The sequence below is a fragment of the Parasphingorhabdus sp. genome (assembly GCF_039982395.1).
Classification (GTDB): Bacteria; Pseudomonadota; Alphaproteobacteria; order Sphingomonadales; family Sphingomonadaceae; genus Parasphingorhabdus.
The window spans coordinates 551,039-577,036 of record NZ_JBDWYO010000003.1 but is presented as its reverse complement, the minus strand read 5'-3'; the positions used below and the strand labels follow the sequence as shown (position 1 = coordinate 577,036).

26 protein-coding genes are annotated in these 25,998 nt (G+C 54.7%); 6 read left to right on the top strand and 20 right to left on the bottom strand.

The window, feature by feature from the left end; genetic code table 11:
- The first annotated feature begins 16 nt into the window (after positions 1-16).
- A complete protein-coding gene (locus ABJV08_RS09325) occupies positions 17-316 on the top strand; it encodes a hypothetical protein (RefSeq protein ID WP_348041251.1) in 300 nt (99 codons plus the stop codon).
- A 77-nt stretch (positions 317-393) separates the two neighbouring features.
- Here ABJV08_RS09325 and pal read toward each other — a convergent pair whose 3' ends face one another.
- The 12 genes from pal to ABJV08_RS09265 form a co-directional block, all read right to left on the bottom strand.
- A complete protein-coding gene (gene pal / locus ABJV08_RS09320) occupies positions 394-900 on the bottom strand; it encodes a peptidoglycan-associated lipoprotein Pal (protein WP_348041293.1) in 507 nt (168 codons plus the stop codon).
- 75 nt (positions 901-975) lie between these two features.
- The gene (gene tolB / locus ABJV08_RS09315; RefSeq protein WP_348041249.1) at positions 976-2,316 is read right to left on the bottom strand and encodes a Tol-Pal system beta propeller repeat protein TolB; all 1,341 of its coding nucleotides are present in this window, start codon (positions 2,314-2,316) and stop codon (positions 976-978) included.
- Between the two features lie 10 nt (positions 2,317-2,326).
- Complete coding sequence (locus tag ABJV08_RS09310) at positions 2,327-3,133, bottom strand: cell envelope biogenesis protein TolA (protein ID WP_348041247.1); 807 nt, start codon at positions 3,131-3,133, stop codon at positions 2,327-2,329.
- Positions 3,134-3,148: 15 nt separating this feature from the next.
- Positions 3,149-3,601 (bottom strand): protein TolR, encoded by a 453-nt coding sequence (gene tolR / locus ABJV08_RS09305; protein WP_348041245.1) that lies wholly within the window; start codon positions 3,599-3,601, stop codon positions 3,149-3,151.
- 2 nt (positions 3,602-3,603) lie between these two features.
- On the bottom strand, positions 3,604-4,251 hold the full coding sequence (tolQ, locus tag ABJV08_RS09300; RefSeq protein ID WP_348041291.1) for a protein TolQ: 648 nt from the start codon (positions 4,249-4,251) through the stop codon (positions 3,604-3,606).
- Positions 4,252-4,315: 64 nt separating this feature from the next.
- Complete coding sequence (locus tag ABJV08_RS09295) at positions 4,316-4,780, bottom strand: YbgC/FadM family acyl-CoA thioesterase (protein WP_348041243.1); 465 nt, start codon at positions 4,778-4,780, stop codon at positions 4,316-4,318.
- A gap of 132 nt (positions 4,781-4,912) precedes the next feature.
- Complete coding sequence (locus ABJV08_RS09290) at positions 4,913-5,500, bottom strand: hypothetical protein (protein ID WP_348041241.1); 588 nt, start codon at positions 5,498-5,500, stop codon at positions 4,913-4,915.
- Entirely contained in the window at positions 5,497-5,850 is a 354-nt protein-coding gene (locus ABJV08_RS09285; RefSeq protein WP_348041239.1) for a TraR/DksA family transcriptional regulator, read from the bottom strand. Before ABJV08_RS09285 ends, ABJV08_RS09290 begins: the two co-directional genes overlap by 4 nt.
- Positions 5,847-7,193, bottom strand: coding sequence for an amidohydrolase (locus ABJV08_RS09280; protein WP_348041237.1), 1,347 nt, complete (start codon positions 7,191-7,193; stop codon positions 5,847-5,849). Before ABJV08_RS09280 ends, ABJV08_RS09285 begins: the two co-directional genes overlap by 4 nt.
- A 24-nt stretch (positions 7,194-7,217) precedes the next feature.
- Positions 7,218-7,610 (bottom strand): VOC family protein, encoded by a 393-nt coding sequence (locus tag ABJV08_RS09275; protein WP_348041235.1) that lies wholly within the window; start codon positions 7,608-7,610, stop codon positions 7,218-7,220.
- An 11-nt stretch (positions 7,611-7,621) separates the two neighbouring features.
- A complete protein-coding gene (locus tag ABJV08_RS09270; RefSeq protein WP_348041233.1) occupies positions 7,622-8,020 on the bottom strand; it encodes a VOC family protein in 399 nt (132 codons plus the stop codon).
- A 193-nt stretch (positions 8,021-8,213) separates the two neighbouring features.
- A complete protein-coding gene (locus tag ABJV08_RS09265) occupies positions 8,214-8,756 on the bottom strand; it encodes a DUF3617 domain-containing protein (RefSeq protein ID WP_348041231.1) in 543 nt (180 codons plus the stop codon).
- Positions 8,757-8,895: 139 nt separating this feature from the next.
- Between ABJV08_RS09265 and uvrB the strand changes: the two genes are divergently transcribed.
- Together uvrB and ABJV08_RS09255 are read left to right on the top strand one after the other, a co-directional pair.
- Positions 8,896-11,073, top strand: coding sequence for an excinuclease ABC subunit UvrB (uvrB, locus tag ABJV08_RS09260; protein ID WP_348041229.1), 2,178 nt, complete (start codon positions 8,896-8,898; stop codon positions 11,071-11,073).
- A 113-nt stretch (positions 11,074-11,186) separates the two neighbouring features.
- Positions 11,187-11,996 carry a methyltransferase gene (locus ABJV08_RS09255; protein ID WP_348041227.1) on the top strand — a complete coding sequence of 270 codons (810 nt, stop codon included), beginning with the start codon at positions 11,187-11,189 and terminating at the stop codon, positions 11,994-11,996.
- Positions 11,997-12,508: 512 nt separating this feature from the next.
- Here the strand turns inward: ABJV08_RS09255 and ABJV08_RS09250 are convergent.
- On the bottom strand, positions 12,509-13,123 hold the full coding sequence (locus ABJV08_RS09250; RefSeq protein ID WP_348041225.1) for a redoxin domain-containing protein: 615 nt from the start codon (positions 13,121-13,123) through the stop codon (positions 12,509-12,511).
- A 43-nt stretch (positions 13,124-13,166) separates the two neighbouring features.
- The gene (locus ABJV08_RS09245) at positions 13,167-15,269 is read right to left on the bottom strand and encodes a protein-disulfide reductase DsbD domain-containing protein (RefSeq protein WP_348041223.1); all 2,103 of its coding nucleotides are present in this window, start codon (positions 15,267-15,269) and stop codon (positions 13,167-13,169) included.
- Between the two features lie 83 nt (positions 15,270-15,352).
- Between ABJV08_RS09245 and ABJV08_RS09240 the strand changes: the two genes are divergently transcribed.
- Positions 15,353-17,026, top strand: coding sequence for an alkaline phosphatase family protein (locus ABJV08_RS09240; RefSeq protein WP_348041221.1), 1,674 nt, complete (start codon positions 15,353-15,355; stop codon positions 17,024-17,026).
- 27 nt (positions 17,027-17,053) lie between these two features.
- Here ABJV08_RS09240 and ABJV08_RS09235 read toward each other — a convergent pair whose 3' ends face one another.
- From ABJV08_RS09235 to ABJV08_RS09215, 5 genes are all read right to left on the bottom strand, one after another.
- Positions 17,054-17,998 carry a right-handed parallel beta-helix repeat-containing protein gene (locus ABJV08_RS09235; protein WP_348041219.1) on the bottom strand — a complete coding sequence of 315 codons (945 nt, stop codon included), beginning with the start codon at positions 17,996-17,998 and terminating at the stop codon, positions 17,054-17,056.
- Between the two features lie 133 nt (positions 17,999-18,131).
- Positions 18,132-20,747 (bottom strand): methionine synthase, encoded by a 2,616-nt coding sequence (metH, locus tag ABJV08_RS09230; RefSeq protein WP_348041217.1) that lies wholly within the window; start codon positions 20,745-20,747, stop codon positions 18,132-18,134.
- A gap of 102 nt (positions 20,748-20,849) precedes the next feature.
- A complete protein-coding gene (locus tag ABJV08_RS09225; protein WP_348041215.1) occupies positions 20,850-21,899 on the bottom strand; it encodes a homocysteine S-methyltransferase family protein in 1,050 nt (349 codons plus the stop codon).
- Entirely contained in the window at positions 21,896-22,852 is a 957-nt protein-coding gene (gene metF, locus ABJV08_RS09220) for a methylenetetrahydrofolate reductase (RefSeq protein WP_348041213.1), read from the bottom strand. Before metF ends, ABJV08_RS09225 begins: the two co-directional genes overlap by 4 nt.
- Entirely contained in the window at positions 22,849-23,868 is a 1,020-nt protein-coding gene (locus ABJV08_RS09215) for a metalloregulator ArsR/SmtB family transcription factor (protein ID WP_348041211.1), read from the bottom strand. Before ABJV08_RS09215 ends, metF begins: the two co-directional genes overlap by 4 nt.
- A gap of 236 nt (positions 23,869-24,104) precedes the next feature.
- On the opposite strand from ABJV08_RS09215, the gene ABJV08_RS09210 reads away from it, so the two are divergent.
- Both ABJV08_RS09210 and ABJV08_RS09205 read left to right on the top strand, forming a co-directional pair.
- The gene (locus ABJV08_RS09210) at positions 24,105-24,506 is read left to right on the top strand and encodes a hypothetical protein (protein WP_348041209.1); all 402 of its coding nucleotides are present in this window, start codon (positions 24,105-24,107) and stop codon (positions 24,504-24,506) included.
- Positions 24,507-24,595: 89 nt separating this feature from the next.
- Positions 24,596-24,790 (top strand): hypothetical protein, encoded by a 195-nt coding sequence (locus tag ABJV08_RS09205; protein WP_348041207.1) that lies wholly within the window; start codon positions 24,596-24,598, stop codon positions 24,788-24,790.
- Between the two features lie 3 nt (positions 24,791-24,793).
- Here the strand turns inward: ABJV08_RS09205 and ABJV08_RS09200 are convergent, their stop codons facing one another.
- Positions 24,794-25,732: a serine hydrolase gene (locus tag ABJV08_RS09200; RefSeq protein ID WP_348041206.1), complete on the bottom strand. Its 939-nt coding sequence runs from the start codon at positions 25,730-25,732 to the stop codon at positions 24,794-24,796.
- Positions 25,733-25,998 lie beyond the last annotated feature (266 nt).

Here is a 25,998-nt window from a genome sequence, read left to right as displayed (position 1 = left end):
TTAAAAGGAGAAGAATATGTCTATTGCAGGTGTTTATGATTGCGTAACCAAATCCCCCATGGGTGATCAAAATTCAGTGCTGACGCTGGTTGTCGATGGCGACACGGTGACTGGCACCAATGCCGGCGCAACCGGTGCTATGGATGTTGAAGAAGGCAAAGTGGATGGCGACAGCGCCACTTGGGTCATGAACATGACCGTTCCTATGCCAATGAAACTAGAAGCCAGCGTAACCGTTGATGGTGACGCATTGACCGGTTCGGTTAAGGCTGGCGCGTTTGGCGAAATGGCGATGACCGGAACTCGTCAGGGCTAAGCTCCGTATCTTGATATAGAAAGGGCCGCTACCTAGGAAGGAAGCGGCCCTTTTTTTGTCTCTAATTTCAAACCGTCCTAGCGGACAACGATGCTCACAGCGCGGCGGTTTTGTGCCCAGGCGCTGGCGTTGGAAGCCAAAGAATCAGGGCGTTCCTTACCGTAGCTTACCGTTGTCATCCGTGACGGACTGACGCCCAGTGAAGCGAGATAGTTTTTTGCGGCATTGGCACGGCGTTCGCCGAGCGCCAGATTATAGTCCCGGGTGCCGCGTTCATCGCAATGACCTTCGATGGTGATCCGTGCATTGGGGTTCTGCGCCATCCACTGGGCCTGACTTTGCAAGATCGCCTGATCTTGTGAATCGACATTGAAGCGGTCCGTATCAAACAGAATTCTGTCAGACATTGTGTTGGCAAGGAAATCTCCCTGCGAACCTGGCATATAGCCCGGACCAACAGGGCCAGCCGGTGCTGGTGTCGGCGCGGTGCCTATTGGCGCAGGTGGCAATATTTCGGGTGCTTTTTTCGCGCAGCCAGCCAAAATCAAGCTGGTGGTAATCAGGAGGGGGGTCGCATATTTCATCATCATTCTGCTCCTAGTTTAATTTGCCCTTGGGTGAGTTATAACCTGTTTCCAGTGACTTGTCGCGTTTCTAATTCAGGGTAGCAATGGTCCCCATGCCGGATCCGAGCCATTGACCGGCGTCGGCAATTGACGTTCGTTGCGACCGGTTAGGTCAACTTGCCAGATACCGGTCTTGCCGCTTCCCCGTGTTGTACGGAAAAACTGGATTACCCGGCCGTTGGGCGCCCATGTCGGTGCCTCGTCCTGCCAGCTGTTGGTAAGCAGGCGTTGGCTCCCGCCGCTTGGTGTCATCACGCCGATACGGAAATTCCCTGCCATCTTGGTGAAGGCGATAAGGTCACCCCGCGGACTCCATTCCGGAGTCGCAAAGCGTCCGCCACCAAAGCTGATTCGCCGTTCATTCCCGCCATTGGCATCCATGACATAAAGCTGCTGGCTGCCCGAACGATCGCTTTCAAAGACAATCCGACCGCCGTCAGGAGAGAAGCTGCCGCCAATATCGATGCCGGGGGAGAAAGTCAGCCTTTGCGGATTGGACCCGCCGGCGGCCGACACTTTGTAGATGTCGGTATTGCCGGATATGGCCATGGAATAGAGGATCCATTTGCCATCGGGCGACCAGCGCGGTGCGAAGGTCGGGTTGGTGCTCTGGGTGATCAACCGCTGACGGCCGGTGCCGATATCATAGATATAGATACGGGGATTGCCGTCGAGAAAGCTCAGATAGACGATGCTCTTGTAGCTTGGCGAGAAGCGCGGGGTAAGCGCCGTTGCCTGACCGTTGGTGATGAACCGGTGATTGGCCCCATCACTATCCATGATGGCCAGTCTTTTGACCCGCTTTCCTTTGGGGCCGGTCTCGGCGATATAGGCGATACGGCTATCGAAAAATGGTGATTCCCCGCTCAATCTGGAATAGATGGCATCCGCGCATTTATGCGCAGCTCTGCGCCAGTCGCCGGGATCTACAACAAAGCCCTGCCGCGTCAATTCGGTTTCCAGAGCCACGTCGTAAAGATAGCAACCGACGGTCAGCTTGCCGTCACTATTGGCCCGCACGAAGCCCTGTATCAAGGCCGAGGCGTTGGTGCCGCTCCAATAAGGAAATTGCGGCGCGGTGACTTCGGAATAGCTGATCCCGCGCACCCGGTTGCGGCCCATTGGCTTGAACAGGCCGCTGGAACGCAGGTCACTGACGATCACATCGCTGATCTTGCCGCCCAGCTCGCTGGTGTTGCCAGCCGGCGTGTTCACGCTTTGCTGCGTTGGTAGACCGGGTACGGCGATGACCAGTTCGTCAGAGGCACTATTGTCGACATCAACGGTCAATTGGGCCTGCGCAACGGTGCTCAATCCTAAGCAGCCGACAAGGCCGAGGATCAATGTTCGAAAGCTAAAGGCGGCGCTTTGCATGGCTGGTCTCCTAGACACCAAGATACAGGACAGGTTTTATAACCTTCCATTCATCGTAAAATTTTTCTGGAAATGTTGTGTAAGGTGCTGCGAGCCGCACTGCGGCAATCGCGCGTTCCTTGTGAATATTCACTTGGGATCGGTTGCTGGGCGTAATGCCGGTCGTCGTCGCTGTTGGCGTGCCCACAATCCGACCTTTGCTATCGAGGCGCGCGGTCACGGTTGTGCGCAACAACTCTGCATCGGCGCCCGTTGGTGGCCGCCATTTGAGTTTGATCAACCGGTATAGTTCACGCTGCAAAGAGGCGACGGCCGCTGGCGAGGCCTTTGCCGCCGCGATATTCTGGTTGCGACTGACCGAAGGCGCATCGGTGACGCCTTTCAGGAAGTCATTGCCCAATCGCGATCCGCGCGGTTTGGTCTTCGGTTTTGGTTTCGCCTTGGGCTTGGGCTTTGGAGCAACGCTGGTCGGTTTGTCCGGCCGTCGGCGGGGTTTTTTGGACGCGGGAGTGGGCTTGACGGCAGGCTTTGGTTTCGCTTCCGCTTTTGGCGGTTCCGGCAGTGGCTCTGGTTCAGGTTCGACCAAGTTGCTTTCTTCCGGAGCGCCCAGTTCCGGCGCAACGCTGGTCGCCGGGGTGATCTTTGCAGGATTGGGGGCTGCGCTTTCGAGACCAACTTCATCGGCGATCATGACTTCGATCGGTTTGTTGCGAAAAGCATCGTTGGTGCTGCTCAGGACGCTCAACGACAGCGCGCCGAAAAGGGCCACATGACCCACAGCCGCTATTCCCAAGCCAATTTTTTCAGCTTTCTCCATATCAGCTGTCCACTATTATGGTGTCTCAGATGAACCGGTTGTGACCAGCGAGACCCGGTTCAGGCCAGCCCGGTTGAGTTCACCCATCACGCCCATGATCAGTCCGTAATCCAGCGTCTTGTCGCCGCGCAACATGATCTGGCGCGGATCTTCGGGGTTTTGGTTGGTAGCAATCTCCCGCAATCTTGCAGATAGGGCGTTGCGGCTCAATTCCTCATCTTCGATAAAGACCCGTCCATCGCTATCAATCGAAATCTGAACCGGTTCCTGATCTTGCTCCAGGGCATTGGCGCGGCTTTCCGGCAGGCTGACCGGTACGCCGGCGACGAGCAACGGCGCGGTCACCATGAAAATGATCAACAGCACCAGCATCACGTCAACAAAGGGGGTGACGTTGATCTCGGCCATGGGCGCGCGACCGCGACTGCCGCCGCGCCTGCCAATGCCTGATCCCATATTCATGCCCATGCTCAGTCTCCAAGCTCCAGTTCACGGCTGAGCGTCGCGTGGAAACCATCAGCAAAGCGACCCATGCGGGCCTCAAGCTTGTTCAGGCGATGGGAGAAGCGGTTATAGGCAATGACGGCCGGAATGGCGGCAAATAGGCCGATGGCGGTCGCAAACAGAGCTTCTGCAATGCCGGGCGCGACCACTGCCAGTGAACTATTCTGTTCTGCGGCAATGGCAGAGAAACTGCGCATGATGCCCCAGACGGTGCCGAACAAGCCGACAAAGGGAGCGACACTACCGACAGTCGCGAGAAAATTCAGGCGGTCCGCGATGCGATCCACTTCATGGGCAATGGTTGCATTCATAGCTGTTGCGAGGCGTTGCCGGGTTCCGTCTCTGTCGACAGGTCCCTTAGCGGTCGAACGGCGCCACTCTTTCACGCCGGCGGCTAAGACTTTTGCGCTGGGCAGGGATGACTTGCCATATTCGTCATAAAATCTGTCGATATTCTCGGTTTTCGAAAAGGCTTGTTCAAATTTTTCCGATTTGCGGGCGGTTTGCGAAATGGTCATGCCAAAGCTGACGATGATCGCCCAGGTCCATATGCTCGCCAACAGCAGTCCGATCATCACCGATTTGACAACAATATCGGCTTCCATGAACAGCATGAGAGGAGAGAAATTTCCGGCGGTCGCTCCGAGAGACAGTTGGTCTAGCAAGATTTGATATCCTTCATTTCGTAACGGCTTGATCCATGACGCTCGCGAAAGCCTTTGTCCACGCTTTCGGTTGCCGTCTTGGACGTCCTTCGGGGGTAAGAAAAGCAGCGTGAACAGAGGCTGACGTAATTTGGTCCGATCCTCGCATGATCTTCTGATCTATGACTACGCTGGCGGCGCGCAATTCCTCGACCGTGCTGATGACAATGAGATCATCATTCAACTTGGCGGGCAGAATATATTTCATCGTGAGATCAACGACCGCATAGACGCCTTCGCCGCTGTCATAAGCCGCGCCCTGATCCATATCGAGCAGGCGCAGCATGTCCGAACGAGCGCGCTCCATATAGCGGAGATAATTGGCATGATAGACGATGCCGGAGAAATCCGTGTCTTCGAAATAGATCCGGCAGGCGAAATAATGTTTCCCGTCCACAAAGCGGCCGTCCAATGGCTTGATATCGGCGGATGTTTCCATGGCCCGCACATTAGGGCGATGTTGTCTAACGCGAAAGGGTGAAATGCCACGCGATGATGCACTGAACGCAAATATGACTCGTTTGAACCGGCCTGCACCGCTTCGGATATTCCCAATTTCCAGGGCCCTAAACTATCGCTTTTCTGACGAGGACTTTTTCCTCCATCTGGTTATCAATCGCAGCAATAGAGCCAAAACCAACAGGCCAACGCCGATAATTCCAATGTGGCTCATTTGCGGGTCGCCCAGCCGACCAGCATAGGTGAGCAGATATATGAACCAGATATAGTGAATCCCGAAGCTGTGCAGATATTTCCATTTCGCGCCCAGCTTCTTCATCGACCAATTGTTGGACGTCAGTGCCATAAGGTAGATCAGCAGATAGGCGAGGCCGCCTCCCAATATGGTCACCACATCAGGCGGTGTCCCCGCGATGGCCAGGAAATAGGTCAATGCAACGAGATGCACGCTGTGCGTCCATGCAAAGGCCAGACCCCATTGGCGTCGTCGGCGAATCAAGGCTTTGGTGAGATTTCCTCGACAAATCTGATGCAGGCTCGATGCGAGATAGGCGATCAGAAACAGCGGAAGACCGACGCGTGACGTCCAGCGGGCGGCCAATCGCGCGCCTTCCAGATGATCCGATCCGGCCAAAAATCCCAACCCGACAGCGCCAATGCTCAGGCCCAGTCCCGCCAGCAACGGCAAGGCGCGGCTCATGACGCGCAACTTATGCAGAGCGCTGCGGCCGGATCAATTTCCAGTCGCCGAGAGGCAATGGGGTCGCCGCATTCCGCGCACCAGCCATATTCATCCTCGGTCATCCGGGTCAGTGCCATTTCTATCCGCGCCAGATCACTGGTCCGCCGCCGCGCTTCGGCCTGCGCCATTTCCTGCTGCTGCAAAGCATCCATGCGGGACAGCCGCCCGACGCTTTGCTGGTCGATCTCGACGCTATCGCCCCAGCTGGCGCCTTGCTTGTCACGGGCATTGAGCTCGACCTGCTGTTCCAGCAGTCGCTTTTTCAGGCTGTTGGTCTGGGAGCGAGAGAGCGTCTCGGCCAAGATCATTCCGTTCCCGGTGCGAGCAGGTCCAATGCTGCTGCGGTCATCGCTTCGGTTCCCAATGTCACGGATTCCCGCGGTGCAACTTTGAAGAAGGGCGAATGATGCGATGGGACCGGTGCTCCGCCAGCGTCTTCACGATCAAAGTCGGCTTGCGGCGTTCCGCCAACAGCAAAATAAACACCCGGAACGTCCGTATTGGGCTGGACGAAATAAGCAAAATCCTCTGCGCCCATGCCTTCGCGTGGCTTGTTGTCGAACACTGTGTCACCGAAGCGCGCGCTGAACAGATTCTGGATCCGCTTGGTCAGCGCTTCGTCATTATAATTGGCTGGTGTCGATTCATGGGAGACCTTGACCTCGGGCAATTTGTCTTCTGGCAAGCCATTCATACGGCCGACATTGGTCGCGATACGCTTTATGCCTTCGAGCAATTGCGCCCGCGTGTCGGCGTCATCAGAGCGGACGGTCAACTGCATGGTCGCTTTGTCGGAAATGATATTGTGCTTGAATCCGCTGTGGAAGGAACCAACGGTAATCACGCCCGGTTTCAGCGGTGCGATTTCCCGGCTGACGATAGTCTGCAGATTCATGATGATTTGCGCCCCCATCACGATCGGGTCTTTGCCCCGATGCGGAGATGCGCCGTGCGCCCCCACACCATGAACGATGATATCGACGCTGTCTGACGAAGAATAGCTGATCCCAGGAGAGAGTTCCAGTTTCCCGGTTGGCGTGTCCGCAGATACGTGAAAAGCCATCGCGAAATCGGGCTTGGGGAAACGGGTATAAAGCCCGTCGTCCAACATCAGCTTGGCACCGCCGATACGTTCTTCGGCGGGTTGTGCGATCAGCACCAATGTGCCGGACCATTGGGCCTTTCTCGCGGACATCTGTCGTGCTGTCCCGATGAGCGAGGTGATGTGCACATCATGACCGCAGGCGTGCATGACTGGTTTTTCTTCTCCGTCGATGCTGACCTGTTTGGCGGTGGACATATAGTCGAGTCCGCTGTCTTCGACGAGCGGCAGACCATCCATATCGGCGCGCAGCATCAGGGTTGGGCCATCGCCATTTTTCATCACCGCAACAACGCCAGTGCCGCCAACCTTTTCGGTGACGGTGAAACCCGAGGCACGCCATTGTTTGGCAATGATCGCAGCCGTGCGGGTTTCCTTATAGGATAGTTCGGGATTGCGGTGAAAATCGATGAACAGTGCTTCCAGATTCTGATCATAATCCGTTGCAACGGCAGCGGCGAGATCAGACGACCGCGCACTGTTCTGCGCCAATAGGGGTGTGGTCCAGATTAGAGCGGTTGTCGCGGCCAAAGCCAAAAGATGTTTCATGATTTTCCCCTATATTTTGTATCTCTATGCAGGGCCAAGGCGAAAAGCGCAAAGCTTGTTGCCTTCCGGGTCGCGAAAATAGGCTGCGTAAAATGCCATTGGACCTTCGTCGCCCCGGACACCGGGCGCACCTTCATCACTGCCACCCAGTTCAAGGCCTTTGGTGTAGAAGCCATCGACCTGTGCTCGTTCTTCCATCTGCAATGCGATCATATTGCCATTGCCCGCTTGGGCAGTTTTTCCGTTGTCAGGCTTGGTGATGGCAATGGATGGAGTTGTCATATCGACACCATATAAGGTGAAGCCATTTTCATCCATTTCCATCAGCCGTTTTGCGCCTAGCTCTCCGAGCAGCGCATCATAATAAGCACGCGCCTTGTCGATGTCATTGGTGCCGAGCGTTACATATCCAATCATATTTTCTCTCCTCAGTTTTTGACAGGTATCGATGCAAAATTGGTTTTGCAGACACAGATTTTATTATGGTCCGGATCGCGGAAATAGGCGCCGTAGAACATGTCCGGTGCGCGCCAGTCCGGATCGCCTTCATTGGCGGCACCCTGTGCAAGCGCACGGGCATGATAGGCATCAACTTCTTCGGTGGTGTCGCAGTGCAGAGCGACCATCGTGCCATTGCCAAAACAGGCTTCTCCGCCGTCATAAGGCGATGTGATACAAAGCATCGGTTCGCCCGGTGCTTCGCCATAAAACTGACCGCCTGCCGGTGTTTTGAACAGCCGCTTTACGGCGGTTCCTGCGAACAGCGCGTCATAAAATGCGAAAGCCTGATCCTTGTCCTTGGTGCCAAGCATTGTGTAAGCGATCATCTATTCTCTCCTGCCCATCAATCGGAGCGATTGATTCGGTTTTGGAGTGAAACCTATCATTCGCGGCAAGAGATGCAATGACCTGTAGGGTCATTCTTCCGGAGCCATCTCTGTGGATATCGCTTTCATGCAAAACAAAAAAGGCAGAAGCGATAAGCTCCTGCCTTCCTGTTTTTGGTCGATGTTGCTTGGCTTAACCAGCTGGGCAATCCCCAATGCGCTTGCCGCTGCTCTTGGCTGAAATATTCATTTTCATGCCTGCTGCGCCGCCATTCATATTCATCGTCATATCATAGCTGCTCGGACCATATTGTCCATCCATCGCCATGGTCATGCTACCGGGGGCACCGCCCATATTGCTGCAAGACATTTCAGACGATACAGCGCCGCCGCTCATGTCAAATTTCTTGACCTCGCAATTGTTTTTTTCCTGCGCGGCAAAAAACTGAGCACCGGGTTCTTCGGCTTCTTCCTTGGTGATGCAGGATTTGGTCGTCGTGACTTTGCCCTTCATGCTGTCCATAATACCAGCCGGTGTGCCTTCAGGTAGCCCATCGATTTTCACATCGACGATTTCCACGGTATTTTCCCATTCACCGGGCTCGAGCGTGACCTCATTCATTTCCTCGGCGACTTCCGCTGCGGTGATCTTGCCGTCCCCGTCATGGTCCGCACCTTTGTCCGAACAACCCGCCATCAGGCTAATTGCAGTCACAGATATAAGTAGTTTTTTCACGAAAATATTCCCTCAATTATGCGGACCCGCGAGGCATCTTAAACCGAAGCGTCACGGATGTAAATTTCCTATGATCCCAGTCTTGAGAAAAGGTCATTCTCAGGATGACAATGGACCCTTTTTGTTCCATATGTGTGACATGACAGAATTGGTGATCAGAAGAGGCTTGGCGGAACCGAATACGGACGAGGGTTTTGTTCCGCATAAGCCTAGCCGTCCGGAAAAATCGGAAGGCGGGAGGCCGTTCAAGCTGGTGAGCGATTTTGAACCCGATGGCGATCAACCGGCCGCGATCAAGGAGCTGGTTGCGGGCATGCGCGAAGAAGAACGCGACCAGGTGCTGCTAGGCGTCACGGGATCCGGCAAGACATTCACCATGGCCAAGATGATAGAAGAGTTGCAGCGGCCGGCTCTGATATTGGCGCCCAATAAGATTTTGGCGGCGCAGCTATATGGTGAGTTCAAAAATTTCTTTCCGGACAACGCCGTCGAATATTTTGTGTCTTATTACGACTATTATCAACCGGAAGCCTATGTCGCACGGTCGGATACCTATATCGAGAAAGAAAGCTCGGTAAACGAAGCCATTGACCGGATGCGCCACAGTGCGACCCGTTCGCTGCTGGAACGCGATGATGTGATCATCGTCGCGTCTGTCTCCTGTCTGTACGGCATTGGTTCGGTGGAAACCTATTCTGCGATGATCTTTGATCTCAAGACAGAGCAGACGGTGGATCAGCGGGATATCATCCGCAAACTGGTGTCGTTGCAATATAAACGCAATGATATGGCCTTCGCTCGCGGCAATTTCCGGGTCCGAGGGGACAATCTGGAGATATTTCCATCGCATTATGAAGATATGGCCTGGCGGATCAGCTTCTTTGGCGACGAGATTGAAGAAATTGTCGAATTTGATCCGCTGACCGGCAAGAAGGGCGCGACCCTGAACCGGGTTCGGGTCTATGCCAATTCGCACCATGTCACGCCGGGGCCGACGATGAAACAAGCGATGGAGGCGATCAAACTGGAGCTTGGCGTCCGGCTCAAGGAACTGGAATCAGAAGGCAAGTTGATCGAGCATCAGCGGCTGGAACAGCGCACCAATTTCGATCTCGAGATGATCGGGGCCACTGGAAGTTGCGCAGGAATCGAAAATTACTCGCGTTTCCTTACCGGACGTTTGCCGGGCGAACCGCCGCCGACCTTGTTTGAATATCTGCCCGAGAATGCGCTGCTATTTGTGGATGAAAGCCATCAGACGGTCCCACAAATCGGCGCCATGTCCAAGGGCGATCACCGCCGCAAGATCAATCTGGCGGAATATGGTTTTCGTTTGCCCAGCTGCATCGATAACCGGCCTCTCCGATTCAACGAGTGGGACGCCATGCGACCGCAAACCGTGAGTGTATCCGCGACGCCGGGCAATTGGGAAATGGAACAAACCGGCGGCGTCTTCAGCGAACAGGTTATTCGCCCCACCGGCCTGATTGATCCGCCGGTAGAGATTAGGCCGGTTGAGGATCAGGTGGACGATGTGATCAATGAAAGCCGCAAGGTGGCGGCGCAAGGCTATCGCACTTTGATCACGACGCTGACCAAACGTATGGCCGAAGATCTGACCGAATTCATGCATGAAGCTGGGGTGAAGGTCCGCTATATGCATAGCGATGTCGAGACGCTGGAACGGATTGAGCTGATCCGTGACCTCCGGCTTGGCGTATATGACGTGCTGGTCGGTATCAATCTCCTGCGGGAGGGGCTCGATATTCCAGAATGTGGGCTGGTGGCGATCCTCGACGCGGATAAGGAGGGCTTTCTGCGCAGTGAAACCTCCTTGATCCAGACGATTGGCCGCGCCGCGCGTAATGTTGACGGCCGCGTCATTCTCTATGCTGATCGCATGACCGGTTCGATGGAGCGCGCCATCAGTGAAACCGATCGCCGTCGCGAGAAGCAGGTTGAATATAATCTTGAGCATGGGATTACCCCGCTCTCGATCAAGAAAAATATTGGCGATATCGTCGCTCATGCCACGGCCAAGGATATGGTCACCGGTGCGGTCGACGAGGCAAGCGACACTCTTGTCGGTCATAATCTGAGGGCGCATATCGAAAGCCTCGAAAAACAAATGCGCGATGCTGCGGCTGATCTCGAGTTTGAGACCGCAGGCCGTCTCCGCGATGAAATCCGTAAGCTTGAGGCCGAGGAACTGGGCCTGCCCGCCGACTTGCAGGTTGCGCAACCCAAAGGCCGTGCCACCGAGGGCCGTCCAGGGACGCGCAAGGGCAAATATGGCAGGACCCAAAGAAAGATGTGATCGTCGATCCGTTCGACCAACGGCATGGCTTTATAGACCGACGACATGGCCACCGCTTGTGCCGATGACCGAGCGGGTCCATGATTGCTGCTAGTCTTTTGGGGATAAAAATTATGCGTGGATCGATGTTTTTGCCGCTGGCAACCTCTCTACTGGCACTCACTCTTTCGGCCTGTGCCGCAGTGTCGCCGGAAAATTCGTCCAGCACCGCCCCAGAAGCGGTCACAAAAATAGCGCCTGATTTCGCAGCTGCGGTTACCGCAGCCGGGCGGGGCGAGGCGGATGTCAAAATGGATGACAGCCGTAGTCCGGCCGAAATTCTGGGTTTCATGGGGCTCGAAACGGGCGATGTGGTGCTCGATATTTTTGCGGGCGGTGGCTATTATAGCGAAATATTGGGCCGGGCAGTTGGTCCGGATGGATCGGTCATTGCCGTTAATCCTCCGCAATTTGTCTCCAGCGATCAATCCAAAGCAAAATGGGCTGGCATTGCCAGCCGGCAAGCCAATGTCACCATGGTGCCTTCGCAACTGCCAGATTATAAAGCGGCGGCAAACAGCGTTGATTTTGCAATGCTCCATTTGATCTATCATGACTTCTATTGGTCAAGCGAACGGTTCAAATTTGAAAAAATGGATCCGGCCACTGTTCTGGAAAATCTATATGCGGGCATGAAACCCGGCGGCATTGTTGCCGTGATTGATCATGTTGGATCAGCCGGCGATACACGCGCTATAGTGGAAAAAACCCATCGCATAGATCCTGCGACGGCGCGCTCTGATTTCCTCAAAGCCGGCTTTGTTCTAGACGGAGAGAGTGATATGTTTGCCAACTCCGATGATGACCTCGACAAGAATGTGTTCGATCCGGCGGTTCGCGGCAAAACCGATCGCTTTGTGATGCGTTTTCGCAAACCTGGGTAGAATAAGCCGGACGCGAATCAACGCCAGTATAATTATCTGAAAAATATAGAAAAATTTGAACCGCCTGGAAGCATTGCGTTCGGGCCCGGATTTGCGTGATTTTGGGTTAACAAATATCCACAAAAAACCAGTGGCAGATCAACATCTTACACATCGATACATTAGTTTACAAGACCGTTCATCTCAGGTAGTCTAACGCGTCGGTATAGAGAGCATATCGAACAACAGAAAAGTCCATCCGCAGCGTTGTAGATGGATTTAGAAAGCTAGACCGGGGACGCCTTTAAGTAGGGTCGCACGTTGCCGGGACAGAGGTGGAGGCAGGCCCGAGTTGCGTATTGGGCCTGTCTCCCGACTATCAGAGTCAGCAGCGAATAGCATTGTTTCGCGATTGGGTCCGGGGACTTATCGACAGATGGCCTGCGGGGGTTTCATGCCGTCGTCTAATCTCCGGATCCGGGGACGCAGGGCTGGTGCGCGCGTAGAGTTTGCGCGTCAGTCCTGCACTCTATTCAGGATGCATATTTAACAGAGCAGCCATAAGGCCGCGCTTGCGCGATGCTGATCTTGTCGCCCGATTTCATCTCGTTCAGTGCGGCCAGAACATGATTGCGTGCGGTTTTGATATCGGCGGCATTCGCGGTTGGTTTATTATCGATGCCACCCTGATAAACCAAAATACCTTTGGCATTGATGATATACATATGCGGTGTGGTTTTGGCGCCATAGGCTTTGCCAACCAGACCTTTTGTATCGAGTAGATATTTGCTCGACTGAATTTTTTGAGTGGCGATCAGCGACTTTGCTTCGGCGCTGGTCATATGTCCCTGCTTGTCTTTTGCGCCGCTGTTGATTGTTAGCCAGACAGCGCCTTGCTTCCGGGCGGCTTTCTGCGTGGCTTGCATATTGCCGCTGTTATAATGTTTGGCGACAAAGGGGCAGCCGGGATTATGCCATTCCAGTACAACGGTCTTGCCGCGAAACTGCGATAGCTGGACCGTTTTCCCATTCACATCAGTGAGCTTGAAATCCTGGGCAAGGGCCCCGTTTTTCTGCGCGGCTGCCAAAGGGCTGGCCAGCGCGACGGCGGCGATGGTTGCAACGGTGGAAATATGAAAATTCGGCACTTTTTGTCTCCGTTCGTTCAAAGATGGAATCAAACTATCGATATCATACGGGTTTCGTGAGCAAGTCTGTCAATGTTGCGACCGTCAGAATCTGTGGAAGGATGACGGGCTCTTCACCAGGTGCATAGTAGAGATAGAGCGGAACGCCAGCCCGGCCGTGCTTTTCTAGAAATTTACTGATTTCAGGATCCGGGCGGGTCCAATCTCCCATTAGGACGGCAACCTTCGCTGCCGAAAAAGCATCTGCAGTCTCTGTCCGCTGGATCGCTGCGGCTTCGTTGGCTTTGCAGGTGATGCACCAGTCTGCCGTAAAATAGGCAAAGACAGGTTGGCCGGATGCGCGCAATTCTGAGAGGCGCGTCTCGCTGAAGGGCTCGCTGGGCAGGGTGGCGGTAGATGTGTTCGCCATTTTCTGGTCGTTCATGGCCGCTTCGCCGGGCAGGGCGGCAATTCCTAGAGCGATGGCGGCAACCATGGCGCCGCTGGTCGCCATACCACGGGAAAGGCCTTTCATCTGTCCGCCGCCGAACCACCAGAGGATCAAGGCGACGATGAGCAGGAATATCAGCGACAGTCCGAGTGCATCGGTTCCGATCTGACGGCCGAGGAGCCAGATCAGGCCAATGCTGGTGAGGAACATCGGGATCGCCATCGCTTTACGAAAACCGTCGAGCCATGCGCCCGGTTTCGGCAAGCGGCTTCGTATGGTCGGGACATAGGCAATGATCAGGAAGGGCAGGGCCAGTCCGACGCCAAGCCCGGCAAAAATCACCAGTGCGGCTATCGGCGGCAAGACAATCGTGGCACCCAGCGCGGCAGCCATGAAAGGGCCAGTGCAGGGCGTGGCGACGAAGGCGGCCAACGCACCGGTCCAGAAGGATCCGGCCGCGCCGTCTTTTTGGGCTAGCTTGTTGCCGAAATTGACATTGGGCAATTCGAATAGGCCGGCGAGGTTGAGACCGATCGCGGTTACCAAGGCGAGCAATATGAAGATGATCCGTGGGTCTTGAAGCTGGAAGGCCCAGCCGACTGCTGCGCCGCTGGCCCGGAGACCGAGCAAGACAGCACCAAGCGTCGTGGCGACCATGACGACCCCGGCAGTATAGGCCAAAGCATCGCGCCGAACGACGCTTTCGTTGCCGCCAGCTTTTGCCAGGCTGATGGCTTTCAGGCTGAGTATTGGGAAAACACAGGGCATCAGATTGAGAAGCAGTCCGCCCAATATCGCACCACCCAGTGCGAGGAACAATAGTGAGGCATTGGATTGCGCGCCGGAGCCGCCATCAATGGCTTTGGAATTGACCAAAGGCAGGCCCGACATCTCTACATCGCCTTTGCTGGCGGTGAACAGAAATCCTTTGTGATCGCCGACTTTTAAAATGCCTTCGATGCTCTCCAGAGCATCCCCGCGAGCACCGGTCTCCAGGATCACCCGGTCGCCGTCGCGATTGAATTTTTGTGGTGCAGCATAGTCAATAATGCCGTCTTCCTTGATGAAGAAATAGGCGTCGTCAATTTCGACATCGGCTGGCAGCGGGACCGACAGGCGGAAGATATCGTCGTTGACAGAAAAGCTTGCATCGCTGCCCAAAGGTCGCGGCAGGGCGGCGCGGAATCCGTTGAACCGTTCGTTCAATTTGATCGCGGCGTCTTCTCCAACGACCCGCAAAGTGATCGAAAGCTCGTCTTGCTCGGGTACGCAGATCTCATCGGTACAAGACAGCCATTCGGATTTCACGGATATTGGCAGCGATCCCAGCGGAACATCGTCTGCCAGAACCAGATTGACCAGAACCGCATAGTCGCCCTTATACACATAGTTCATGATGCCGGAGATCAGCAGCGTGTCCGGGACTTGAAATTGCGCTGGCTCTGCAGTGACTCCGGCGGGCAAGGTCCAGTTAAAGCTCATCCCGATGCCGGCATCACCGGGGTTTTCCCAGTATCCATGCCACGTTGGCTTCGGCTCCATGACAAAGGCGAGGGTCACCGATTGACCGGCCTGCGCCTCTTGTGATTCAGCGACCAATGTGGCGGGCACATTTAATTCGGTGTTGCCAAGCCGGTTTTGGGCCTCTGCCTCCGGTGCAAAGGCCAGCGTCCAGAATGCCAATATTATCGCGAGAATGCGAACGTCAAATGTCATAAAAACTCACTATTTCCTGTTTAACCGCATTAGGCTATTGGCTGACTGCTTTCTATAGCTGCTTTTACCAGTGAGGACCATTCGTGAGAAAATCTACCATCGTTACAGCCCTGACAGCGCTTATCACATTTTCGGGAACCGCAAATGCGGAAGATCACAGCGAAACAAAAAAATCGCAACCGAAATTGGTGGTGGCCATCTCGGTCGACCAGTTTTCTGCTGACCTGTTTAGCGAATATCGTAGCAGCTTTACCGGTGGCCTGAAACGACTGGCGAATGGCGTTGTGTTTCCTTCTGGTTATCAGTCCCATGCGGCGACGGAAACCTGCCCTGGCCATGCGACCATCATGACCGGCGTGCATTCCGGGCGCGCTGGGATCATTGCCAACAACTGGATCGACCTCTCCATCGAGCGGGATGACAAGACCGTCTATTGCGCGGAAGATGAACGCATCGAAGGCACTAGCTTTGGGGATATTACGGCGCCGATGCAGGGCGATTATGTGGCCTCCGCATGGCATTTGCTGGTCCCAACGCTGGGCGAACGGTTGCAGAAAATTTCCCCGAAATCGCGCAATGTTGCGGTGGCCGGCAAGGATCGCTCAGCCTTGATGATGGGTGGCAAAGGCGTGGACGATGTCTATTGGTGGAAAGGCAAAGGCTTTGCCACGCTTAAGGGGCGGAACATTTCGCCTTCGCTGACCGCTCTGAACAAGAGCATTGGCGAAAAAATCGATCGGGCGCGCCCGGCATATGCAACGCCGGCTCACTGCGCCTCTCGCAGCGCAAAAATCATGCATGGCGACGGCAAATCTGTGGGTGACTATGCGTTCCAGCGGCCGGATGGCGCTGCGCGAATTTTCCGCCTGTCTCCCGACTTCGACCATGCCGTGATTGCAGCGGCGACGGCGATGTTCGACGAACTCAAACTGGGCCGCGGAGAAGCAACCGACATATTGTCAATCGGACTTTCTGCTACCGATTATATCGGTCATGCCTTCGGGACAGAAGGCCTTGAAATGTGCATCCAGATGAGCGAGCTGGATCGCTCACTTGGTGAGTTTTTTGATATATTGGATGGCACTGGCGTCGATTATACCGTGATGCTGACCGCCGACCATGGTGGTCTTGATCTGCCCGAACGGATGAGCTTGCAAGGCATGCCATCAGCGGAACGGGTCGATGCCAATCTCAATGCCAAGACGATTGGCAAGAAAGTGGCTGAAACGTTGCAACTCACAGGGGACAAGCCGGTCCTTCATGCAGATGCTCCCTTTGGCGACTATTATGTCAGCCTGGATCTTACGGACAAGCAACGGACGCAGGTCAAAGATAGCGCCATGGCGCTCATCGCTGCCCATAGCCAAGTGGAAGCTGTGCTCGACCACGACGATCTTGCCGCGATTGCGGTGCCGAAAGGATCGCCCGAGGAATGGACTTTGGCACAAAGGGCGCGTGCATCATTTCATCCGGACCGGTCGGGCGATTTCATCGTCCTTCTGAAAAAGGCGATCACGCCTATTCCGACCACCGATCGTGGATATGTGGCGACCCATGGCAGCCCGTGGGATTATGATCGCCGGGTGCCCATCTTGTTCTGGCAGAAAGGCATCCAATCTTTTGAGCAGCCGCTATCGGTGATGACCGTTGATATAGCGCCGACCTTGGGTGCGCTCATTGGTGTGACGATTCCGGACGAAGAGACCGACGGGACATGTCTGGATATCGACGGCGGCGCTGCGAACAGTTGCGATTGAGCTAAGGGGAGGCCTTAGGCCCCAGACCTAGCGTCGCTGATAGCGGGTTAGGCCTTGGCCCAGGCTGTTGTTTGCAATGCGCAATTGATCACCGCTCCAGTCGGCTACAAACCAAGTGTTGCGCTTCACGCCTTTGGCTAGTGACGCGCTGTTGGAATGGATGTTCAGGCCCGCTGAACTATTGTTCTTGCCTTCTGCAGCCACCGCGACAAAAGCGCTCCAATTTTCTTTGTTCTGGCCCTGAACGAAGACATTGCCGCTAATCACGCCGGTGGCGCCGGCTGGCAGATCGATCATGTAATTGGTGGTGCGACCCTGGGTGTCGTCAAAACTATTGTTGGTGATGGTCGCTCGGGGAGACCGGCTTTTGACATAATGTCCGCCACTGCCTTTTTCAAAGCGGCTGTTGGTTACCTTCAGCGAACCGAAATCGCCGATATAGATGCTGTGCGCGCAGGACAGGCCGCGATCGCAGCGGCCCAAGCGCTGGAAGGTTGACCGGTCGATGACGATTTCGGCACTGCGGTCATCGGCGCTCAATATGCCTTGCTCTGCGTTGCGAAACATCGCGTTGTAAATATAGAGATCGCCGCGCTCGATGCGGATACCGGCGCCATTGCCATCCGCGACCTGCTGGTTCTGGAATATTATGCCATCGATGGTTGCCGCTTTGCCGCGCAAGACAAGCGATGCCTTGCCTTCACAAATGCCGCCATCGAGCACTGTTCTGCCGGGGATTTCGGCTTTATAGGTGATGCGCCCCGCTTTTTGAACGGCGCAATCGCCATAGGCTCCCGATGCCATGACAATTGTCGCATTATTGCCGCCAACCGCATCGACTGCATCCGACAACCGATAAAAGGATTCCCCGGTTTCCATGATCGTGAAAGGCGCATCGCTTTGAGCTTGCACGGCTGATGCAGCAGCAGAAGCCATTAAAATTGCGGCGATTGTCGAGGCCTTGCAGTTCATTTTGATCATCCTGAATAGGGAGAAAGACACAGTTTCACTATCGCTTGCAGCTATGTCAAACAATGCGAAAGCTTAGATTGTCCCAGATGAATTCAGCATGAGCGCAAAAGATTAACGGGTTAATCTGGCGCGATTATTCATTCAGATTGGGCCGCAACCATTGCCGCGCCTGGTCGATCGTGGTGTCCCGCCGGTTCGCATATTCTTCAACCTGATCCTCGCCAATGCGCGCCACGCCGAAATATTCAGAGTCCGGATGGGCGAAATAGAAGCCTGACACGGCCGCAGTCGGCGTCATTGCAAAGCCGCTGGTCAGTTCAATGCCGGTGTTTTCTGTCGCGTTCATCATGTCGAACAAGATCGGTTTCAGGCTGTGATCGGGGCAGGCCGGATAGCCGGGGGCCGGGCGAATACCTTGATATTTTTCGCGGATCAGATCTTTGTTGTTGAAATTCTCGTCAGCGGCATAGCCCCACAGATCCTTCCGGACATGCGCATGCATGCGCTCGGCAAAGGCTTCTGCCAGCCGGTCGGCCAAGGCTTTGAGCAAAATGCTGTTATAGTCATCCTTGTCCATTTCGAACCTCTGGACATGTTCATCAATGCCATGGCCCGTGGTGACTGCAAAACCGCCGATCCAGTCATCTTCGCTGTCGATGAAATCGGCGAGACAATTATTCGCTTTGCCGCCGCGTTTGACGACTTGCTGCCGAAGCATTGGCAGCACATGTTCTTCATTTTCCGGCGAAACCAGAATATCATCACCATCGCGTCGGGCGCGCCACAGGCCTGCGACTGCTTTGGCAGTAAGCCATTTTTCATCGATAATCTTGTCCAGCATCGCCTGTGCGTCACGGAACAGGTCAGTTGCGCTTTCTCCGACGATTTTATCGGTAAGGATCGCGGGATAGGTTCCGGCGAGCTCCCAGGCCCGGAAAAAGGGAGTCCAGTCAATATAGTCGCGCAGATCTGCGAGATCCCAATCGTCATATATGTGGAGTCCGGGTTTGGCAGGCGCCGGAGCCTTGCGGGTCATGTCGACCTTCGCCGCATTGGCCCGTGCCGCTTCCAGCGTTGCCAGTTTCTTGCCCGTCTTGCCGGCGCGCGCGATGCGCACCTGTTCATAATCTTCACGGGTTTTGGCGACAAAGTCGACTGCCTGTGTGTCACTGACCAATTGCGAGGCCACACCGACGGCGCGGCTGGCATCCAGTACGTGAATGGTCGGACCGGTATAGGCCGGCTCGATCCGCAATGCGGTATGGGTCTTCGACGTGGTCGCGCCGCCAATGAGCAGAGGCATATTCATTTTTGCCCGCTCCATTTCTTCTGCGACGGTCACCATCTCATCCAGCGAGGGCGTGATCAGTCCGGACAGACCTATAATATCCGCATCATTTTCGTTGGCGGCTGTGAGAATGTCGGTCCACGAGACCATGACGCCGAGATCGATGACCTCAAATCCATTGCACTGCAGGACCACCCCGACAATATTCTTGCCGATGTCATGCACATCGCCCTTTACAGTGGCCATGATGATCTTGCCCTTGCCCTTGGCTTTCTCGTCTTTCTCGGCTTCGATATAGGGGAAGAGATGGGCGACGGCCTTTTTCATGACGCGGGCGGATTTCACCACCTGCGGCAAGAACATTTTTCCTGATCCGAATAGATCTCCGACGACATTCATGCCATCCATCAGAGGCCCTTCGATCACTTCGATCGGACGACCAGCGCGACCTTTGACCGCTAGGCGCATTTCTTCAGTGTCTTCGATGATATGCGCGTCGATGCCTTTGACCAGAGCGTGCTCGAGGCGTTTGTTCACTTCATAGCCGCGCCATTCCGCCGCTGCTTTCTCCGCAACTTCATCCGTACCCCGGAATTTTTCGGCGAGCGTGATCAGCCGATCGGTTGCATCTTCGCGGCGGTCGAACACTACATCTTCGCAATGTTCGCGGAGTTCGGGGTTGATGTCATCATAGATATCAAGCTGACCGGCATTGACGATTGCCATATCCATGCCCGCCGGAATGGCGTGATAGAGAAAGACGCTGTGCATCGCGCGGCGCACCGGCTCATTACCCCGGAAACTGAAGGACAGATTGGATAGCCCGCCAGAAATATGGACATGCGGGCAGCGGGCTTTGATCTCGCGGGTCGCTTCGATAAAGTCGAGGCCGTAGCGGCGATGCTCGTCTATACCGGTGGCAATGGCAAAGACATTCGGGTCAAAGATGATGTCTTCGGGTGGGAAGCCAATCCCGGTGAGCAGCTTATACGCCCGTTCGCAAATTTCAATCTTGCGGTCTTTTGTATCGGCCTGACCGGTTTCGTCAAAAGCCATGACCACAACGGCAGCACCATAAGCCATGCACTTGCGGGCGTGATTGAGGAATTCCTCTTCGCCTTCTTTCATCGAGATGGAGTTGACGATGGGCTTGCCCGACACACATTTCAGGCCTGCTTCGATCACCGACCATTTGCTGCTGTCGATCATCACCGGCACGCGTGCGATATCGGGTTCCGCAGAAATCAGCTTGAGAAACGTCGTCATCGCATGATGAGCGTCGAGCAGCCCTTCATCCATATTGATGTCGATGATCTGGGCGCCATTTTCGACTTGCTGGCGGGCTACCTCGACGGCGGCTTCATAATCATCGTTGAGGATGAGCTTCTTGAAGCGGGCCGAACCGGTAACATTGGTGCGTTCGCCGATATTGACGAAATTAGTGGAAGAAAGCTGTGTCATAATATTGTGATGTTATCCGTTGGTCTCGAGCGAAGCCGGGAAAATTTGCTTTATGCTGTTCGCGCGCCTGCGTGGGGTCGCGCGTAAGATGGTGTCGATCGCTTATGCTGCCATGGTGAATGGTTCCAGTCCGGAGAGGCGTGTCTGGACATTGGTATCAGGGATCTTGCGCGGATCCTGATCGGCGACGGCATTGGCAATCGCATGGATATGCTCCGGTGTTGTGCCGCAGCAACCGCCGACGATATTGACCAGACCATCTTTCAGCCAGTCACCAATGAGCTCCGCTGTCTCGTCCGGCATTTCATCATATTCACCCAGGTCATTCGGCAGACCTGCGTTGGGATAGGCCATGATCAACGTATCTGCCTCTTTCGAAAGCATCGTCAGATGCGGCCGGAGCTGATCGGCGCCGAAAGAACAGTTAAGCCCTATGGTCAGCGGTTTCAGATGCCGGATCGCGTGCCAGAACGCTTCTACCGTATGACCGGAAAGATTGCGCCCCGACAGGTCGGTCAAGGTCATTGATATCATCAACGGAACGTCGCGACCGCATGCTTCCGCGGCTTCCATGGCTGCCATTCCTGCGCATTTGGCATTGAGCGTATCGAAGATTGTCTCGATCAACAAAAAGTCCACCCCACCGTCGATCAAGGCGTCGCATTGCGCGCGATACACACCCTTTAGAAAATCATAGTCGATTTCGCGGAAGCCCGGATCGTTAACATCGGGTGACAGAGAGAGCGTCTTGTTGGTGGGGCCGACAGACCCGGCAACAAAACGCGGCCGACCGTCCTTGGTTTCAGCCTTTTCACAAGCCGATCGTGCGATTTCGGCTGACTTTACGTTCAGATCACGGACCAGATGCTCGCAGCCATAGTCGGCCTGACTGATCTCGGTAGAGCTGAACGTATTGGTTTCAATAATGTCAGCCCCGGCTTCGAGATAGGACATATGAATCGCTTCAATAATATCCGGTCGGGTCAAGCTCAGAAGGTCATTATTGCCCTTTTGGTCATCGGTCAGTTCCAGATTACCGCGATAATCGCGCTCGCCCAAACCATAGTTTTGAATTGCGGTTCCATAGCCGCCATCGAACACCAATATACGTTCCGCTGCCAGTTTATGCAGTTGGTCGCGTGCGGTGGTCATGCGGCTTTCTCCTGGTGTTTGCCAACCGGCCGTTTGCCGAGCAGATGACATATGGCGTAGCTGAGCTCTGCTCGGTTGAGCGTGTAGAAATGGAACTGGCGAACGCCGCCGGCATAAAGTTTGCGACACATTTCTGCCGCTACGGTCGCAGCAATCAATTGTCGAGCCGAAGGATGGTCATCCAATCCTTCGAACAGATCATTCATCCATGGCGGTATTTCCGCGCCGCACATGCCTGCAAATTTGCGCGTCTGGGCGACATTGGAAACCGGCAAAATTCCCGGTACCAGCTCTGCATCAATGCCAGCCGCCGCTGCAGCATCGCGAAACCGGAAAAAGGCTTCAGCCGAAAAGAAAAATTGGGTGATCGCACGGCTGGCACCGGCATCCAGCTTGCGTTTCAGATTGTCCAGGTCGCTTTGCGGGCAATTGGCTTCGGGATGGGTCTCGGGATAGGCGGCGACCGAAATCTCAAACGGCGCAATATCGGTGAGGCCTTTGACCAGTTCTGCTGCGCTGGCATATCCTTGCGGGTGCGGTTCGAAAGTCTGACCGGCTGCGGGTGGATCACCGCGCAAAGCGACAATATGGCGAACGCCTGCATCCCAATATGCTTTTGCAACTTCCGCGATTTCGTCTTTGCTTGCATCGACGCAGGTCAAATGCGCAGCGGCCGGTATATTGGTTTCCTGTGCAATGCGCGCCACTGTGGCATGGGTCCGCTCGCGGGTGGTGCCGCCAGCGCCATATGTGACGGAAACAAAACGCGGATTGAGCGGCTCCAGCGTTACAACACTATCCCATAATGTCTGTTCCATCTTTTCCGATTTTGGTGGGAAAAATTCGAAGGAAACATCTGCATCCCCGCTCAATCCCGCAAACAGCGGAACATCAAGGGCGCGTTTGGCTTCTTCCAGCTCGCTTAAAGCCAAAGGCTTCGTTGATTTGTTCATGCTGTTGCTCTTTTCAAATTTTGATTTTCGGAGGCGATGTCATCGGAATTTGGGTTCAAAACAGGTATAGTAGACTTTCTGGCAACCCATATTTTTACGGTAAGTTCGCCGCCATCCAGAGTTCTGGTTTGCACCAGATCAAGCATTGATGATGTGAGCCAGCGTTTCATGCTGTCATCGCCAAAGCCGAGGCGGGCATGGGCATGTTCGGTGCGCAAATCTTCGCGGTCATGTGCAGCAAAATCCGCGATCAGCACCATCCCGTTGATTTTTAAAACCCGAGATACTTCAAGCAGCACAGCTTCGGGATGTTGCGCATAGTGCAAAACCTGATGCAGGATGACACTATCCATTACCCCGTTTTCAATCGGCAGTTGGGTGAAGTCACCTTGCCTCAACTCTGTTTTTTGCACCAAATTTGATTCGCTGGCGGTTTCGCTTTCAAGTAATTTCGCTCGCGCTAGTCGCAGCATTTCGGGACTTTTATCAATCGCAATGATCGACTGTGCCGAAGGACCGAATAGTTCGACCATCCGTCCTGTACCGGTGCCTATATCCAGCATCTTGCCGAGCTGCGCATCTCGCAGCAAAGCCAGCATCGCACGTTCCACTTCCGCCTCGGGCAAATGCAGAGACCGGATCGCGTCCCATTCTTCGGCATGCGCGGCAAAATATTCTTCGGCCATATCTGCACGCGCTTTGCGGACCAACGATAGCTGTTCCTGATCCTGCATGGCTTGCTCAGACTTCGCGACGGTGTCCGAACGAAATATGCGTCCCAATATTTCCAGTTCGACTGCCGGTCCTGGCTTTAGAAAGACCCAGCTGCCTTCCTTACGGCGCTCTGCAAGCCCGGCTTCATCCAGAATTCTGATGTGTCGCGAGATGCGGGGCTGGCTTTGGTCCAAAATCTGCGCAAGCTCGCCCACCGCAAGCTCCATCTTCTGCAGCAAGAGAACGATTCGCAAACGTGTTGGGTCAGCCAATGCTCTAAAAATGTTCAAGATATGGTCCATGTCAGCGGACGTATATAAAGAAATCTTTATATCTGGTCAATCGGCTTGATCTTCTAGGCTTGGCTTTTGTTTCTGTCGACGATCCTAGGAGATTTTACAAATGACTAAAATGGCAAAGGAGGTTCTTCATTGCGTTCATTCCTTCATACCGCTAAAGATAGCCGCCGTAGGTCATTGGAGGCAGAAAAACTCCCGTCCTGCTTGGTTTTTGAGGAATAAAATAGAGGGTTACCCCAATGAAAAAAGTTACAACATCAATCGTTTTGGCCGCTGCACTCGGCCTGTCCGCATGCTCCGGCGCAGACAATGCTGAAGCAGGCGCAGAAGAAGCAGTAGAAGGTGCTGAAGCAACAGCTGAAGAAGCTGCTGACGATGCAATGGATGCTGCTGAAGGCGCAACCGACGCAATGGGCGAAGCTGCTGCTGACGCAACTGCAGAAGCTGGCGCAGCCGCTGACGCTGCTGGTGAAGCCGCTGGCGAAGCTGTAGATGCTGCTGCTGGCGCTGCCGGTGATGCTGCTGACGCCGCTGCCGACGCTGCTGGTGATGCCGCAGACGCTGCTGGCTCTGCTGTTAAAGATGCCGCTGCTGGTGTCGTTGACAAAGCTGCTGACGCTGCGAAAAACGCAATTCAATAAGCTTTCATAAGCTTTGAGAAAAAGGGCTGTCTTCGGACGGCCCTTTTTTTTGTCTTTGGCTCAGTCTGGATTGGCTTTATGGAGCTGCAATGAGAAGCATTTTAACAGTCATAATATCGGCCGGCTTAGTGGCCTGCGGTCCTGCGCAAAATGATCCGGGCCCCGGCGGTGTAACCGTTGGTGAAGCACAAGCGCTGGATGAAGCTGCAAAGATGCTCGACGAGCGCAACGCGCCGCCCCAAATGATCGAGAATGCGGAGACGAGCCCGGCCGAAACCGAATAGGCGCTAGCTGCGGTGGTAGCGGCCGACGGCCCGTGTTACCGCTTGCATCAAACGCATCCGCTCTGGAATGGAAGCGGTTGTATCACCCAGCATCACAACAACCGCATAGCGGGTGCCATCTGGGGCGGTCATGATGCCGATATCATTATATCCGGTCGATACCGAACCGAGAACCTGACCCGTGCCGGTCTTGTGCAAAAATTCCCATCCTCCAGGAACGCCTGCCTTCAAGCGGTTCGGGCCGCTGCGCGTGCGCTTCAATATTGATTGCAGCAATCTTGTCGAATTGTCGGAAAGCAGCTCGCCGCGGGCCAACTTGTCTAGCGCGCGGACGATGGCAAGCGGACTGGCGCCATCAATAGGGTTAGCCAGATAGGCGTTGAGTGATTTGCGCCTTTGCTCGACGGGTATTTTGGCGCGCGCGGCATAAAATGTCCGGCGGTAGGAGAGGTTCTGTTTCCATTCCATTCCAGCAATGCCGCTTTGCAGCAACCGTTCGCCGGGGCCGAAGCGGATTTTCCCGAGCGAATTTTTGGAGATGAAGCGGCGGACGGCGTCCGGACCCCCGGCATGGCGCAGCAATGCATCATTTGCAGTGTTGTCGCTGCTGGCCAGTGCCTTTTCAAGCAAGGTATAAACCGACTTCACAACCGCGCCTTCGCGTTCCACTTCGACTGCCATGGGTTGATGGAAAACTGTCAGGTCTTCCTTGCCGATACGGATAGGGTCAGACAATGAAGCGCGGCCTTGATCGATTTTGTCGAGCAAGGTCGTAGCGACCCAGAGCTTGGAGACGCTTTGCTGTGGAAAATATTCGTCAATCCGGTGACCAATCTCCCATTCGCCGTCGATCCGCTTGACCGCGATTCCGGTCTTTCCCGGGAATTTGCGCCAAAGTTCGCTGATTTCGCGCACCAGGGCAGGGTCCGGGTTTTTTCGCATGTTTTTGGCGCTAACCGGTTGTGAAGGTGCGGGGTTTTGATAGGTGGGCGGTGTATCAGGACGCTGGACTCCTGGCCTGTCCGCCCCAGAGACGCATGCCGTCACCGTGACACTCATCAAAAATATCAATAAATGCCGAAAATTGATCATGGGGTTTCGAATAGCTGTAATTTTATTGTCCATATATTCTTCTAACGAAGCAACTCTGTCTGAACAGGGGCAAGGTTGCGGATTGCGGTGAACGATTCTCCTGCTGCGACAGATTG

Excerpts from the sequence above, each read along its gene's own strand:
- ABJV08_RS09325 (WP_348041251.1), top strand. The coding sequence starts at position 17 with ATGTCTATTGCAGGTGTTTATGATTGCGTAACCAAATCCCCCATGGGT.
- pal (WP_348041293.1), bottom strand. The coding sequence starts at position 900 with ATGAAATATGCGACCCCCCTCCTGATTACCACCAGCTTGATTTTGGCT.
- tolB (WP_348041249.1), bottom strand. The coding sequence starts at position 2,316 with ATGCAAAGCGCCGCCTTTAGCTTTCGAACATTGATCCTCGGCCTTGTC.
- ABJV08_RS09310 (WP_348041247.1), bottom strand. The coding sequence starts at position 3,133 with ATGGAGAAAGCTGAAAAAATTGGCTTGGGAATAGCGGCTGTGGGTCAT.
- tolR (WP_348041245.1), bottom strand. The coding sequence starts at position 3,601 with ATGGGCATGAATATGGGATCAGGCATTGGCAGGCGCGGCGGCAGTCGC.
- tolQ (WP_348041291.1), bottom strand. The coding sequence starts at position 4,251 with ATGCTGTTCATGGAAGCCGATATTGTTGTCAAATCGGTGATGATCGGA.
- ABJV08_RS09295 (WP_348041243.1), bottom strand. The coding sequence starts at position 4,780 with ATGGAAACATCCGCCGATATCAAGCCATTGGACGGCCGCTTTGTGGAC.
- ABJV08_RS09290 (WP_348041241.1), bottom strand. The coding sequence starts at position 5,500 with ATGAGCCGCGCCTTGCCGTTGCTGGCGGGACTGGGCCTGAGCATTGGC.
- ABJV08_RS09285 (WP_348041239.1), bottom strand. The coding sequence starts at position 5,850 with ATGATCTTGGCCGAGACGCTCTCTCGCTCCCAGACCAACAGCCTGAAA.
- ABJV08_RS09280 (WP_348041237.1), bottom strand. The coding sequence starts at position 7,193 with ATGAAACATCTTTTGGCTTTGGCCGCGACAACCGCTCTAATCTGGACC.
- ABJV08_RS09275 (WP_348041235.1), bottom strand. The coding sequence starts at position 7,610 with ATGATTGGATATGTAACGCTCGGCACCAATGACATCGACAAGGCGCGT.
- ABJV08_RS09270 (WP_348041233.1), bottom strand. The coding sequence starts at position 8,020 with ATGATCGCTTACACAATGCTTGGCACCAAGGACAAGGATCAGGCTTTC.
- uvrB (WP_348041229.1), top strand. The coding sequence starts at position 8,896 with ATGACAGAATTGGTGATCAGAAGAGGCTTGGCGGAACCGAATACGGAC.
- ABJV08_RS09255 (WP_348041227.1), top strand. The coding sequence starts at position 11,187 with ATGCGTGGATCGATGTTTTTGCCGCTGGCAACCTCTCTACTGGCACTC.
- ABJV08_RS09245 (WP_348041223.1), bottom strand. The coding sequence starts at position 15,269 with ATGACATTTGACGTTCGCATTCTCGCGATAATATTGGCATTCTGGACG.
- ABJV08_RS09235 (WP_348041219.1), bottom strand. The coding sequence starts at position 17,998 with ATGAACTGCAAGGCCTCGACAATCGCCGCAATTTTAATGGCTTCTGCT.
- metH (WP_348041217.1), bottom strand. The coding sequence starts at position 20,747 with ATGACACAGCTTTCTTCCACTAATTTCGTCAATATCGGCGAACGCACC.
- ABJV08_RS09225 (WP_348041215.1), bottom strand. The coding sequence starts at position 21,899 with ATGACCACCGCACGCGACCAACTGCATAAACTGGCAGCGGAACGTATA.
- metF (WP_348041213.1), bottom strand. The coding sequence starts at position 22,852 with ATGAACAAATCAACGAAGCCTTTGGCTTTAAGCGAGCTGGAAGAAGCC.
- ABJV08_RS09215 (WP_348041211.1), bottom strand. The coding sequence starts at position 23,868 with ATGGACCATATCTTGAACATTTTTAGAGCATTGGCTGACCCAACACGT.
- ABJV08_RS09210 (WP_348041209.1), top strand. The coding sequence starts at position 24,105 with ATGAAAAAAGTTACAACATCAATCGTTTTGGCCGCTGCACTCGGCCTG.
- ABJV08_RS09205 (WP_348041207.1), top strand. The coding sequence starts at position 24,596 with ATGAGAAGCATTTTAACAGTCATAATATCGGCCGGCTTAGTGGCCTGC.
- ABJV08_RS09200 (WP_348041206.1), bottom strand. The coding sequence starts at position 25,732 with ATGCGAAAAAACCCGGACCCTGCCCTGGTGCGCGAAATCAGCGAACTT.